Origin of the sequence: Streptomyces colwelliae (genome assembly GCF_048158785.1) — a bacterium.
In the GTDB taxonomy this organism is placed as follows: domain Bacteria; phylum Actinomycetota; class Actinomycetes; order Streptomycetales; family Streptomycetaceae; genus Streptomyces.
The window spans coordinates 14,050-26,715 of record NZ_JBLTJC010000041.1 but is presented as its reverse complement, the minus strand read 5'-3'; the positions used below and the strand labels follow the sequence as shown (position 1 = coordinate 26,715).

Sequence of the window (12,666 nt, the reverse complement as noted above, 5' to 3'; positions counted from 1 at the left end):
CAATGGTTAGGTTTGGAGAGCCGCGAGCAGGTCGCCAATTTGCCCTGCCTCCTCCATGAGGCCGAGGTCTTCGAACATGCGCTCCGCGCGAACGAAGTACGTGACGGCCCGGTCTCTGTCACCCGACGTGGTCAATGCCATGCCGATACCGCGCAACGCATGGGCGTGGAGGTCGCGGGCGTTGGCTTGCTTGCAGGCCGCTTCTGCCTGCAAGAAGTAGGCGATCTGTTGCTGTGGTGTGAGGTCGTCCAGCTGAGTACAGGTCATGAGAATCGCCGCCTCAACGAGGGGGCTCCCCGCCGCACGGCTGGCCTCGACGGCGCGTTGGCAAGCAGCCTGTGCCGCCTCAGGCCGTCCCGAGGCTTGCAGCGCGAAAGCCGCCGCGCACAGGGCATTCGCTTCATTCGTGGGGTCGCCGAGACGTTGAAAGAGGGAGGCGGCCTCCTCTGCTGTTGCACACGCCTCTGCGTAGTTCTCCAGGTCCTGATGGTCCAGGGAAAGGTTGTTCAGCACCGCGGCCTGTTCGCGCAGATCCCCTACAGTTCGCTGGATGGCGAGAGCCTCCTGGTGGGCCAGCAACGCCTCTGCAGGTTTCCCGGAGTCGTGCAGGGCAGAGCCCTTCCCGTTGAGTGCCTTACCTGTGCCTGCCGGAAGCTTCACGTGCTCGTCTGCTCTTCGGCAATCGATCTGTCCAGCCGTGCTCTGCGGTACCTGAGCAGACAACTCGTCGCCCGGCAGAGAGAGCGGGACGCGGTGGCGGCGCCTGTCGGCTAGCCGTCAGGCGCCTCGCGGTGGACAGCTCTGGCAGATCGCCCAAGCACTTACCGGGCAGCCCGTCACCGGCCTGTGAGAAGCTGACGGCCGGCTTGTGGTGTGGCTGAACAGGTTCGCCTGGTTGCGTTCAGGCCCACCGTGACGGATCGTCCGCCCAGCCGGACTCGCCTCAACTCCCCTTCCCGATAAGACACTTCAAGCTGCGACTATCGCGCGCCAATCGGCGATCGCCGGTACGAACCGATCGGCTTCAGAGGAGCCGTCTGCATCAGCTCGACTCTCGACGGCCGACCCACTTGGCGTCCAGAGACGCTCAGCAACAGGCGCAACCGGGTCGGCAGCCGCACGCGTCGCCCACCTCGGCATCGGCGGCGGGCGCAGCCGCAACCGAGGGCGCGCAACAACCCTTCCCCTGCCAAGCGTCGCGTCCCTCCTTGACAGCGACGGCGGCAATGACGAGGGCGGCGATTGGGTCGGCCCAGGACCAGCCGAGGGTGGCGTTGAGGACGAGGCCGACGAGGAGTATGGCCGAGAGGTAGGTGCAGAGCAGGGTCTGTTTGGAGTCGGCGACCGCGCTGGCGGAGCCCAGTTCGCGGCCCGCGCGGCGTTGGGCGGCGGACAGGAACGGCATGACCGCTAGGGAGAGTGCGGCGAGCGCGATGCCGGGGATGGAGCGCTCCGCCTCTCCGGTGCCGGTCAGCGAGCGTACGGCGTCGGCGGTGACGTAGGCGGCGAGGGCGAAGAAGGAGAGGGAGATGATGCGCAGGGTGGTCTTCTCGCGTGCTTCGCGTACGGCGTGCTCGCGGGCGGAGAACTGCCAGGCGACCGCGGTGGCGGAGGAGACCTCGACCACGGAGTCCAGGCCGAAGCCGATCAGTGCGGTGGAGGAGGCGATCGTCCCCGCGGTGATCGCGACGACTGCCTCGATGACGTTGTAGGTGATGGTCGCGGCGACCAGCAGGCGTATCCGGCGGGCGAGCGCGTCCCGGCGGGCCGGGGCGGGGCCGAGGGATATTGCGGTCATCAGCAGCATCCCTTTTCGTCGGCCTCGACGCACGTGCGGTCGGTCTCGACGGCGACCACAGCGGTGCGCAGGTCGTCGAGCGCGTGACCGAGGCGATCGTCGGCGAGCTCGTAGCGGGTGCGGCGGCCGTCGGGCACGGTGACGACCAGGCCGCAGTCGCGCAGGCAGGCGAGGTGGTTGGACAGCCGGGTGCGGGAGACGCCGAGTGCTTCGGCTAGGTCGGCGGGGTAGGCAGGGGCTGTGCGCAGGGCGAGCAGGATGTGGCAGCGGATCGGGTCGGCGAGGGCCCGCCCGAACCGGGCCAGGACTTCGATCTCGGAGGCAACTGTCAGCACACCACGACAGTACACGGAATCCTGAATTCAGGAAGTCATGGATCGTGATGGCCCTCGGTGGCCCAGTGGTCCGATGGTTGTGGGCTACAGCCAGCCGTTGCGTTTGAAGCCTCGGTGGAGGAGGAGGCAGGCGGTGGCGATGACGCCGAGGACTAGGGGGTAGCCGAAGCGCCAGCGCAGTTCGGGCATGTGGTCGAAGTTCATGCCGTAGACGCCGCACACCATGGTGGGGACGGCGATGATCGCCGCCCAGGCGGTGATCTTGCGGGCGTCGTCGTTCTGGGCGATGGCGACCTGCGCGAGGTGGGCCTGGAGGATGGAGTCGAGGAGGGCGTCGAAAGCGGTGATCTGTTCGGTGACACGGGTGAGATGGTCGGCGACGTCCCGGAAGTACGCCTGTATCTCCTTGTCGATGCAGCTCCTGGGCTCGGTGGCGAGCCGGTCGAGAGGGCGGGCGAGGGGCACCACGGCCCGCTTCAGCTCCAGGAGTTCGCGCTTGAGCTGGTAGATGCGGCTGGCGTCGGCGTTTCGGGCAGTGTCCGGGGAGAAGACGTCGGTCTCGACCTGGTCGATGTCGTTCTGGACGGCGTCGGCGACCGTGACGTAGTCGTCGACGACATGGTCGGCGATCGCGTGCAGGACGGCGGAGGGTCCCTTGGCCAGCTGTTGCGGGTCCGCCTCCAGGTCCTCCCGCAGCGGGCCGAGGGAGCCGTGGCGGCCGTGGCGGACGGTGACGACGAAGTCGGGGCCGGTGAAGACCATGATCTCGCCGGTGTTCACCACTTCGCTGGTCGCGGTCAGTTCGGCGTGCTCGACATACGTCACCGTCTTGAAGACGGCGAACAGGACGTCGTCGTACTGCTCGACCTTGGGCCGCTGGTGGGCCTGGACGGCGTCCTCGACGGCGAGCGGGTGCAGGCCGAACAACTCGGCGACCCCGGCGAACTCCTCCTCGCCGGGTTCGTGCAGGCCCAGCCACACGAAGCCGCCCCGGTGCTTGCGGGTTTGCCGGACGGCCTCCTCCACGGTGTCCGTGCCGGGCCGGCGGATGCCGTCGCGGTAGACGACGCAGTTGACCACCGTCGAGCCGAGCGGTGAGCGGGCCGGGTGGCTGAGGTCCACGCGGCGTCGGCTGCGTCGCGCCAGGTCCGCGACTTTGCGCAGGTTGCCGACCATCGACATTCGGGACTCTTCTCCATCCAACGGGTTCGGATCCGGACAGTGTGCCAAACAACCGTAGGACGGGCGTCAGAGCCAGTGCTTGCGGCGGAAGACCAGGTAGACGACGGTGACGAGGACCGCGGTGGAGATGAGCATCGCCGGGTAGCCGAAGTGCTGGCGCAGTTCCGGCATGTGGTCGAAGTTCATGCCGTACACACCGGCCACGGCGACCGGTACGGCGATGAGCGCGGCGGCGGCGCTGATGCGGCGCATGTCGTGGTTCTGTTGGACGCTGGTCTGGGCGAGGGCCATGGACAGGGCGTTGTCGACGAGTTCGGTCAGGACTCCGACACGTTCGGCGGCCTGGGCGAGGTGGTCGGCGACGTCGCGGAAGTAGGCGGCCATTTCCCGGTCCACTCCGGGGACGCGGCGTTCGGCTAGGGCGCGCAGCGGCTGGGCCAGCGGGGCGACGGTGCGCCGGATTTCGAGGAGTTCGCGTTTGAGCTGGTAGACGCGGCCGACGTCGTGTCCGACGGCCGGGGAGAAGGCGTCGTTCTCGACCTGCTCGGCGTCGGTCTCCAGGGCGGTGACGACATCGAGGTACTGGTCGACGACCGTGTCCGCGATCGCGTGCAGGACGGCGGCGGGTCCGTGGGCGAGGCGCTCGGGGTCGCCCTCCAGGCGGCGGCGCACAGGACCGAGGTGCTGGGCGGGGTCGTGGCGGACGACGACGATGAAGTCGCGGCCGGCGAAGGCCATGATCTCGCCGGTGCCGACGATGTCGCTGGTGGGGGTCAGTACGTCGTGTTCCAGGTAGACGGCGGTGCGCAGGACGAGGAAGAGGGTGTCGTCGTAGCGCTCCAGCTTGGGGCGCTGGTGGGCTTCCAGGGCGTCCTCGACGGCGAGGGGGTGCAGGCCGAAGGCGCGTGCCACCACCTGGAGTTGGTCGGCGTCCGGCGCGTGCAGACCGATCCAGACGAACCCGCCGGGAGTGGTGCGGGCGGCGCTCAGCGCCTCGTCGAGCGGCAGGTGCCCTGGCCGGCGGCGGCCGTACTCGTACAGGGCGCAGTCGACGACGGGGACGGGCTGTCGCGAAGTGCTCTCGGCCGTCATGGCTGTCCTCCGACCCCTCGTGGCAGGCGCGGCCCGGCGGCGCGTGCCACGGGTACCATAGTTGCATGGATACGCAAGGAGGAGCCTGGGACGCGGGTGCGACCGAGCAGGCGGTGGCCGTGCTGAAGGCCGTGGCCGACCCGTCCAGGTACCGGCTGCTGTGGGCGCTGAGCGAGCAGGAACTGCCGGTCAGCCGACTGGCGGAGCTGATCGACGCGCACGTCGCGGCCACCTCCCAGCACCTGGCGAGGCTGCGCGCGGCCGGGCTGGTCACCTCCCGGCGCGAGGGCACGCGGATCTACTACCGGGCCGCCGGACGGCAGGCGCGGGCGCTGTTGGAGAGCGCGGTGCTGGCGGGTGACGCCGCCGGAGCTCCCGACGACGCGGCGGAGGCGGGCGAGGTGCCCGCGGCCGTCGCACAGGAACGCCCGGCCGCGGCACGGGCCCGGCGCCGTCCGGTCATCGAGCACTGAGCTCCCTGTCGTCATGTCGAGCACTGAACTCCCTGTCGTCATACGGCCGTTTGCCGCCACAGGGCGGAGACGACGGCCGGTTCCATGCTGATGCGGGCGACCGCGCTCTCCACCGGCGTGCTGTCGGCGCCGACGGACGTGATCTCGGCACGTATCAGGACCTGGCCGTCGTCGCCGTCACTGGTGGAGGCGACCGCGTGCAGGCGGCTGGCGGAACTGGCCGCCAGCAGAGCCTGCACGAGCAGAGTGCGGACGTGGGCCTCGTCGCGGGCCGACACCACGGCCTCCACGCAGTACGGGGTCGGCACCTCGTCGCCTGAGCCGGGCTGGCGGTCCAGGCGCTGGGCGAGCCCACGTACTGCGGTGTTGACGGCGACGATCGCGGCCGCCCCGGCGAGTACGTAACCGGGCAGTCCAGCCCCGGCGAGCGAACCCACGGCGGCCGAACACCACAGCGTGGCCGCCGTGTTGATGCCGGAGACGTTCACTCCGTCGCGCATGATGACGCCCGCGCCGAGGAAGCCGATGCCGGAGACCACCTGGGCGGCCACCCGGCTGGGGTCGCCGGTACCGAAGGAGCTGGACAGCAGCACGAAGAGCGCCGAGCCGGTCGCGACGAGCGTGTGAGTGCGCAGACCGGCCATCCGCTGGCGCCACTGCCGCTCGATGCCGATGAGCGCGCCTGAGGACAACCCGGCGCCGAGGCCGGTGGCGAAGTGCAGCGTGTTCATCGGTCTACCCCCTCCGTACAGCCCGTGCGGTGTCGTTCTCGTCGAGCCGGTACTCCTGCGGCTCGGCGTCGTACGAGTACAACTCGGCATAACGGCCCCAGTCGGTGGCCGTCTCCAGCTGGCGGGTGACCTGCTCGCTGGTGAAGTGGTGGGCCAGCACGTCGCGGAAGAAGCCGGCGCGCAGGGTGCCGTCCGGGTTCTGGCGCAGGCTGCTGGTGATCAGCTTCACCAGCGGCGCGTTGACTGCCGCCCGGGCGAAGATGCTCTTGGACTTCTGCACGTCGGCGCCGGCGAACTCGGCACCGGTGTCGGTCAGCAGCAGGTCGTCGCCGTGCACGACGGCGAAGCCGAGCAGGTCGAGGGCGTCGACGAGGGGCAGGATGTCGTCGATCTCCAGGCCGAGGTCGTCGGCGAGGTCGGCCAGGTCGGCCCGTCCGCCGCTGTGGGCGATCATCTCCGCCAGGCCGGACAGCCCGTCCACGCTCGCGGTGGGCAGCGGGGTGTTGGCCGCGGTGCGCTTCTCCAGCTCGATCGACTCGGCCCTCCCGGGGGTGCGGCCCTCCTTGTGCCGTCCGGTCATGGTGCGGTAGACGCGGTCGATCAGATCCTCGAAGGCGGCCGAGTTGCGGTCGCGGGGCCGGTCCAGGCCGACCTCGAAGACCTCGCGGATGGTGCCGTAGGGGCGGGCGCCGAGGACGACGATCCGGTCGGCCATCAGCACGGCTTCTTCGATGTTGTGGGTGACCAGCACGATGGCGCGGGTGGGGAACTGGCCCGACTCCCACAGTTCCATCAGCTCGCCGCGCAGGTTCTCGGCTGTCAGGACGTCGAGGGCGGAGAACGGCTCGTCCATCATCAGTACGTCCGGTTCGACGACCAACGCCCGTGCGAAGCCGACGCGTTGGCGCATGCCGCCGGAAAGCTCCTTCGGGTACGCCGACTCGAAGCCGTCCAGGCCGATCAGGTCGATGGCGTGCCGGGCCGCGCCCGCCCGCTCGGCGGCCGGAACTCCCTTGGCCTCCAAGCCCAGTTCGACGTTCTGCTGCACGGTCAGCCAGGGCAGCAGGGCGAAGGTCTGGAACACCATGGCCGTACCGGGGTTGGCGCCGGTGAGCGGGGTGTCCTTGTAGGTGACGGTGCCGGAGCTGACCGGCAGCAGACCGGCCATGCAGCGCAGCAGCGTCGACTTGCCCGAGCCCGACTTGCCGAGCAGGGCGACGACTTCACCGGCGCGGACCTGGAGGTCGATGCCCGACAGGACGGGCAGTTCGCCGTCGGCCCCGGCGTAGGACTTGGTCAACCCGACCGTCTCCAGCAGCAGTTCGCCGTCGGCAGGACGGGACCGCTCGGCGGTGAGGTGGGCGAGGCCGGCCCGGGCGGCCCGGTCGGCGCGGAGGTTGCGCAGGATGTTCAGCACCATGACGTGCTCCAAATACGTTCAGGAAGAGGGAAGTTCAGAGGGAGTAGCGCGCTTCGGCCAGCCGGTACAGGCGGCGCCACAGCAGCCGGTTCAGGGCGACGACGTAGACACTCATCACGGCGACCCCGGCGATCAGGTGCGGGTAGTCGCCGCTCTCGGTGGCCTTCGCGATATACGCGCCCAGGCCGGTGGCCGTCAGCGTCGTACCGCCGAAGGTGACGACCTCGGAGACGATCGAGGCGTTCCAGGCGCCGCCGGAGGCGGTGATCCCGCCGGTGACATAAGAGGGGAAGATTCCCGGGATGATCAGCCGCTTCCAGCGCTGCCAGCCGGTCACGCCCAGGTCGTCCATGGCCTCGCGCAGGTCGGAGGGGATGGCCATGGCGCCGGCGATGGAGTTGAACAGGATGTACCACTGGGCGCCGAGCGCCATCAGCAGCGTGCCGCCGACGTTGATGGACAGGCCGGTCCGCAGGAAGAACCACACGGCAAGGGGGAAGAGGAAGTTGGCGGGGAAGGACGCCAGCACCTGGACCACCGGCTGGGCGATGCGGGTCAGCCGGGGCGAGAAGCCGATCTTCACGCCGATCGGCACCCAGATCACCGTGGCCAGCGCGACCAGCACCAACACCCTTGCCAGCGTGGCCAGTCCGAGCAGCAGCGGTTCGCCGAACACGCCGAGGCCGGTGCGGTCGTAGAGATAGTTGCCGAGATCGGCCAGGCCCCACAGGATCAGGCCGCCCGCGATGACGGCGAAGACGACGTCGCCAGTGCGTTGCCGGCTGTGGTCCACGGCGAGCGGCCGGTCGTCGCGGCCCAGGACCCGGCCCGCCGCGCTCAGCCCACGGCCGACCGGGCGCAGTATCCGCCCGAGGAGTTGCGGCCAGTGCGAGCGGCGCAGGAAGTCAAGGACGACGGAGCGCTGTACCTCGCTCGCCTCGGACTGCTCGTTCTTGAACTTCTCCGCCCAGGCCGTCAGCGGACGCCAGAACAGGAAGTTCACGCCGATGACCATGACCGCCATGGTGAGGATGGCCCAGCCGACCTTGCCCAAGTCGCCGTCGGTGATGGCGGCGCCCGCGTAGGAGCCGACGCCGGGCAGGGCGTACTGCTGGTTGTTGACGCTGATGGCCTCCGAGGCGACCAGGAAGAACCAGCCGCCGCCGAAGCTCATCATGCCGTTCCAGACCAGGCCGATCATCCCGGCCGGCACCTCCACCTTCCAGAACCGCATCCACCGCGTGAAGCCGAACGACCGTGACAGCTCGTCGAGTTCACGCGGGAGGGAGGTGAGGGAGTAGTAGAAGCCGAACGTCATGTTCCACGCCTGCGAGGTGAAGATCGCGAAGATCGACGCGAACTCCAGACCCAGCATCGAGCCGGGGAAGAGGGCGATGAACCCGGTCACCGCCACGGTGAGGAAGCCGAGCACGGGGACGGACTGGAGGATGTCCAGCGCCGGGATCAGGATCCGCTCCAACCGCCTGCTCTTCGCCGCGGCATAGGCGTAGACGAACGTGAACACGACCGACAGGGCCAGCGCGACGAACATACGCAGCAGCGAGCGCGCCGCGTCATAGGGGAGCCGGGCCGGATCGGTGTCGATGTGGACGTTCTGATGGGTACTGAAGGCAACGGTGGTGCCGTGGCCCACGCGCAGCACGACATACAAGGTCACCAGCACGGCTGCGGCGACCGCCGCGTCCACCCAGGAGAACTGCGACAGACGCCCCGGCAGCCGCGCGACCAGGGGCGTGCGCGTCGCCGTCGGCGACGGCTCAGGGGTTTTGGTGTCCGTACGGAACGACATCACGGGAGACCTCCGCCCACGCTCTGGGCACGCCGCCATGACCCGGCCGCGACGGACGCGCCGACGGCAGAGCGGGGCTCACCCACGCAGCATGGGAAAGACAGGTAAGGAAGGGGTGTGCGCCTGCGGGCCGATCGTCGCCTCGGCGGGACGGGGGCCGCGACCGGCGCGGGAGAACCAGGGCCGACGGCCCAGGTGTACGAAAGTCAGCGAGTACCCAGGAGGCAGCGCGGACTAGGAGGGTCGGCACCCATGGCTGCCTCCGATCCGTGATGTGGCTGTGCCCCGTCCGCGCTCAGCGCACGCACAGGACCCGACCCCAAGAGTGTGCCCCTTGTTGCGTCAATGCGCAAATAAGGTGGCCGGCGTCGGCATCGGGAAGGTCTACGGCCTCGATGTGGAGTTGACGGTGATGGGGGCGCCGCTGACCGGGCCCGTGGAGGTGATCACGGCGTCGGTGCCGAACATGTCCGGGATGCCCAGGGCGTAGATCGCACACATCGCCCACGTCTCGACGCCGTTGGGGAGGCGGATCCGGTGGGCGGTGGGGGTGGCGGAGAAGGGATACGCCGCCCGGATACGTCCCTGGTCGTCGAGGGTGAGAAAGTCCTCGGCGGCCAAGTCGGCCAGGACATCGCGGGAGTCACGCCCCCAGGCGCGTGCCATCTGCCCCAGGTCGGCCGGATCGGGTGCGTGGCCGGTGGTAGCGAAGGAGCTCAGGACAGCCTGTTGCACCTCCCGCAGCCCTCCCGTGACGGGTGCCAGACGGCCGCGGCCACCGCGTCACACCGCGTCCATGGAAGGGCGGTCGCAGTCCGCGCCGGTCTCTACGGCGTGCAGAACCCGGCGCAGGTCGGCCACGCTTGGCGCCCCCTCGGTCCGCCCGTCCGGGCCGCGATACAGGCGGCACGAGACAGAGGCCACAGCCCCCGGTACGGCGAAGGGGTCGGTGCCGTGAAGGAGCACCGTTGGCGAGCCGGCCATGCCGAGCTGTGCGGCCTGCGACTCATCGGCGACCTCGACGAACTGCACTTCTGCGGCTTGCCCATCGAGTGCCAGCTCGATCCGCTCCTGCGCCAGGGATGCGTGGGGACAGTCGGGCACCGTCAGAACCGTGATGCGCATAGCCTCGTCCTCCCAGATCACTGCGGATGTGATCGACGTTAGACCTTCCAGCACACTCAGTTTCGGCGGCCCGGACCTGGAGGAAGGTGACGAACAAGAGCGCCCCGAGCACCGGGTTGATGGCGTGCTCCAGTCCCGGGCCCGCCGCGGGGGCGACCCGGCCTAGCAGCGCGCCTACGGCCATCGCCGCGAGGTAGATCGCGACCTGATGGTGTTCCATCCGCTCGACCGGGCCCTGCGGTCGCTGCTGCTGCGGTACCCGAACTGCTCCTTCGTACGCATCAAGGGCAGCCGGCCGGTAGCCCCGTCCCATCCTCACAGGACACCGGACCAGCTCCTTCCCCGCCTCAGCGTCCCTCGCTCGTCCGGTCACCGGCATAGTGGAGGCCATGACGGACGTGGAATTCTCCGAAGCCCTGGAGGCGGTCCTGCGGGACCTCCGGGCGCAGTGCGCGGTGCAGCCGCGCATCCGCGTGGACGACAGCTACGGGATCATGCTCCACGCCCCGGACGGCACCGGCCAGGGTTTCACTTCGCCGCTGGGCGGCACCGCGGCGGAGCAGTTGGCGAACCTCGCGGATCAGGTCCAGGAATGGGCGGTGGAGGCGCTGTGGTCCAAGGGCGCACCGGCGGTCTGGCCGCACTGCCCGGATCACCCGGACACGCATCCGCTGACGGCGACGGTCGTGGCGGACACGGCGGTGTGGGTGTGTCCGAAGAGTGGAGCGACTGTGGCCCGGATCGGGGAGTTGGAGCAGCGTTGAAGCCCTTCCGCGGTCCACAGCCCGACGCGGGAAGCACTCCGACCTACAGGCCCACGTCGCGGCTGCGGATGTCGTCCAGGGACTCGCGGCGTACGAGGAGGCGGGCGTGGCCGTCGCGTACGGCGGCCACCGGCGGGCGGCCGACCAGGTTGTAGCCGGACGCCATGGAGAGGTGGTAGGCGCCGGACACCGGCACGGCGAGCAGGTCTCCCGGGCGTACGTCGTCGGGGAGTTCGACGTCGGCGGCCAGGATGTCTCCGGCCTCGCAGCGCCGGCCCACGACGGTAACTCGGGCCGGGTCGGCGGTGCTGTGCCGGCCGATGAGGCGTGGTGCGTACCGCACGCCGTACAGTGCCGGCCGCGGGTTGTCGCTCATGCCGCCGTCCACCGCGACGAACAGTTGGTCGCCCGTGCGCTTCACGGCCAGCACGTGGTAGAGCGCGATGCCTGCCGGGCCGGCGATCGCACGCCCGGGTTCGATGATCAGGCGCGGCACGGGGAGCCGGGCCGCGGCGCACGCCTCGGCGAGTTCGGTGCGTACTCTGCGGGCCAGCGTGGTCAGGTCGAGGGCCTCGTCCCCAGGGCGGTAGGCGATCCCGTGGCCACCGCCCAGGTCGAGTTCGGGCAGGACCAGGCCGTGCTGCTCGTACAGTCTGGCCATGAGGCCGACCATGCGGCGTACGGCGGCGAGGTACGGCTTGACGCTCGTGATCTGCGAGCCCAAGTGGCAGTGCAGGCCCGTCAGTTCGAGTTGTGGCTGATCGAGTATGCGGGTGATGGCGTGCTGGGCGTAGCCGTCGGAGATGGACAGGCCGAACTTCTGGTCGTCCGTGCCGGTGCGGATCTTCTCGTGGCTGCCGGCGCTGATGCCGGGCACCACGCGGACCATGACTTTCTGGTGGCCCCCGGGGCCTACGGCGGCGGCCAGCCGCGCGATCTCAGACGGGCTGTCGATGACGATGCGGCCCACGCCGAGGCGGAGGGCTGTCTCCAGGTCCCGTGGGGACTTGGCGTTGCCGTGCAGGACCATCCGCTCCGGTGGGAAGCCGGTGGTGACCGCGAGTTCCAGTTCGCCGGCGGAGCAGACGTCGAGGCCGAGACCCTCCTCTTCCATCCAGTGGACCATGGCCCGGCACAGGAACGCCTTTGCCGCGTACAGGACTTCGGCGTCGGGGAAGGCGTGCCGGTAGGTGCGGCAGCGGTCGCGGACCTCGTTCTCGTCGAGGACGTAGACGGGGGTGCCGAAGCGGTCGGCGATCTCCGCGAGCGATACGCCGCCCACGGCCAGGTCGCCCAGTCGGGGCTCGGTGGTCGAGGCCGGCCACATCGACAGCTCGACGGAGGTGGAAGGGACGGCGGGTTCGTGAAGGGTGGTCATCGACTGGTGCTCTCTTCTCAGCCGGTCGCAGCCGGTTCTCAACTGACTCGCAGGGTCGGGGCAGTCGGGGCCGATTCGGGGACGGCCGACGCGACCGGTGTGGGCGCCGGGGCGGTGAACTGGGGGTCGACCGTGACGGTGGTGACGCCGAGCGGTGCGGTGAGGGCGCGCAGTGCGGGCTCGACGAGGCGGATCCACTTCTGGTCGGGGCCGAGTGTCGCGGTCAGCCTCCGCAGGGAGGTGAAGCCGACGGCCGTGCGGTCGCCGAGGGGTGTGCGGAAGAGGCGGGCCGCGCATCGTGAGGGGCCCGGCCGGACCGGGACGAGCAGAAGTCCGGCCGGGAACCGATCCCAGGGCTCGGGGTCTTCGCCGTAGACGAGTTCTTTCATGGGATACCTCCAGGAGGAGCTGAAGTGCCCCGGACGCGGGGAGGCGGACCGGGGCTCGACAACGACGTTATGCCCGCCCGCGGGGGTCGGCGGACCTGTCCTGACGGGATGCTGACGGTGAGCGGGACGACGTTGACGAGATGCTGACGTGCCTGGTGAGCGGCCCGGG

The 12,666-nt window shown here is 69.8% G+C and carries 14 protein-coding genes and 1 pseudogene; 2 read left to right on the top strand and 13 right to left on the bottom strand.

What is annotated here, in order from left to right; all coding sequences use genetic code 11:
• Positions 1 to 6: 6 nt before the first annotated feature.
• From ACNFOC_RS11775 to ACNFOC_RS11755, 5 genes are all read right to left on the bottom strand, one after another.
• Entirely contained in the window at positions 7 to 660 is a 654-nt protein-coding gene (locus ACNFOC_RS11775; protein WP_416959047.1) for a tetratricopeptide repeat protein, read from the bottom strand.
• 427 nt (positions 661 to 1,087) lie between these two features.
• Positions 1,088 to 1,798 carry a cation efflux transmembrane domain-containing protein gene (locus ACNFOC_RS11770; protein ID WP_521985081.1) on the bottom strand — a complete coding sequence of 237 codons (711 nt, stop codon included), beginning with the start codon at positions 1,796 to 1,798 and terminating at the stop codon, positions 1,088 to 1,090.
• Complete coding sequence (locus tag ACNFOC_RS11765; RefSeq protein WP_416959044.1) at positions 1,798 to 2,133, bottom strand: ArsR/SmtB family transcription factor; 336 nt, start codon at positions 2,131 to 2,133, stop codon at positions 1,798 to 1,800. Before ACNFOC_RS11765 ends, ACNFOC_RS11770 begins: the two co-directional genes overlap by 1 nt.
• 84 nt (positions 2,134 to 2,217) lie before the next feature.
• Positions 2,218 to 3,315 carry a magnesium and cobalt transport protein CorA gene (locus tag ACNFOC_RS11760; protein ID WP_416959042.1) on the bottom strand — a complete coding sequence of 366 codons (1,098 nt, stop codon included), beginning with the start codon at positions 3,313 to 3,315 and terminating at the stop codon, positions 2,218 to 2,220.
• A 66-nt stretch (positions 3,316 to 3,381) separates the two neighbouring features.
• Positions 3,382 to 4,407 carry a magnesium and cobalt transport protein CorA gene (locus ACNFOC_RS11755; RefSeq protein WP_416959041.1) on the bottom strand — a complete coding sequence of 342 codons (1,026 nt, stop codon included), beginning with the start codon at positions 4,405 to 4,407 and terminating at the stop codon, positions 3,382 to 3,384.
• A 65-nt stretch (positions 4,408 to 4,472) separates the two neighbouring features.
• Here ACNFOC_RS11755 and ACNFOC_RS11750 point away from each other — a divergent pair, with 65 nt between their 5' ends.
• Positions 4,473 to 4,880, top strand: coding sequence for an ArsR/SmtB family transcription factor (locus ACNFOC_RS11750; protein ID WP_416959040.1), 408 nt, complete (start codon positions 4,473 to 4,475; stop codon positions 4,878 to 4,880).
• 38 nt (positions 4,881 to 4,918) lie between these two features.
• On the opposite strand, the gene ACNFOC_RS11745 is transcribed toward ACNFOC_RS11750, so the two are convergent.
• The 6 genes and pseudogenes from ACNFOC_RS11745 to ACNFOC_RS11720 all read right to left on the bottom strand — a co-directional run.
• Positions 4,919 to 5,611, bottom strand: coding sequence for an MgtC/SapB family protein (locus tag ACNFOC_RS11745; RefSeq protein ID WP_416959038.1), 693 nt, complete (start codon positions 5,609 to 5,611; stop codon positions 4,919 to 4,921).
• A 4-nt stretch (positions 5,612 to 5,615) separates the two neighbouring features.
• On the bottom strand, positions 5,616 to 7,031 hold the full coding sequence (locus ACNFOC_RS11740) for an ABC transporter ATP-binding protein (protein ID WP_416959037.1): 1,416 nt from the start codon (positions 7,029 to 7,031) through the stop codon (positions 5,616 to 5,618).
• Positions 7,032 to 7,065: 34 nt separating this feature from the next.
• A complete protein-coding gene (locus tag ACNFOC_RS11735) occupies positions 7,066 to 8,841 on the bottom strand; it encodes an ABC transporter permease (protein ID WP_416959035.1) in 1,776 nt (591 codons plus the stop codon).
• Between the two features lie 384 nt (positions 8,842 to 9,225).
• Positions 9,226 to 9,576, bottom strand: a complete 351-nt coding sequence (gene merB / locus ACNFOC_RS11730; RefSeq protein WP_416959034.1) for an organomercurial lyase — start codon at positions 9,574 to 9,576, stop codon at positions 9,226 to 9,228.
• 48 nt (positions 9,577 to 9,624) lie between these two features.
• A complete protein-coding gene (locus tag ACNFOC_RS11725; RefSeq protein ID WP_416959057.1) occupies positions 9,625 to 9,966 on the bottom strand; it encodes a hypothetical protein in 342 nt (113 codons plus the stop codon).
• Positions 9,967 to 10,027: 61 nt separating this feature from the next.
• Positions 10,028 to 10,186, bottom strand: a pseudogene (locus ACNFOC_RS11720) (arsenic resistance protein); the annotation flags it as partial.
• Positions 10,187 to 10,355: 169 nt separating this feature from the next.
• Here ACNFOC_RS11720 and ACNFOC_RS11715 point away from each other — a divergent pair.
• Entirely contained in the window at positions 10,356 to 10,730 is a 375-nt protein-coding gene (locus ACNFOC_RS11715) for a hypothetical protein (RefSeq protein ID WP_416959032.1), read from the top strand.
• A gap of 43 nt (positions 10,731 to 10,773) precedes the next feature.
• Here ACNFOC_RS11715 and lysA read toward each other — a convergent pair whose 3' ends face one another.
• Together lysA and ACNFOC_RS11705 are read right to left on the bottom strand one after the other, a co-directional pair.
• Positions 10,774 to 12,108, bottom strand: coding sequence for a diaminopimelate decarboxylase (lysA, locus tag ACNFOC_RS11710; RefSeq protein ID WP_416959031.1), 1,335 nt, complete (start codon positions 12,106 to 12,108; stop codon positions 10,774 to 10,776).
• 38 nt (positions 12,109 to 12,146) lie between these two features.
• Positions 12,147 to 12,497, bottom strand: coding sequence for an SAV_915 family protein (locus tag ACNFOC_RS11705; RefSeq protein WP_416959030.1), 351 nt, complete (start codon positions 12,495 to 12,497; stop codon positions 12,147 to 12,149).
• Positions 12,498 to 12,666 lie beyond the last annotated feature (169 nt).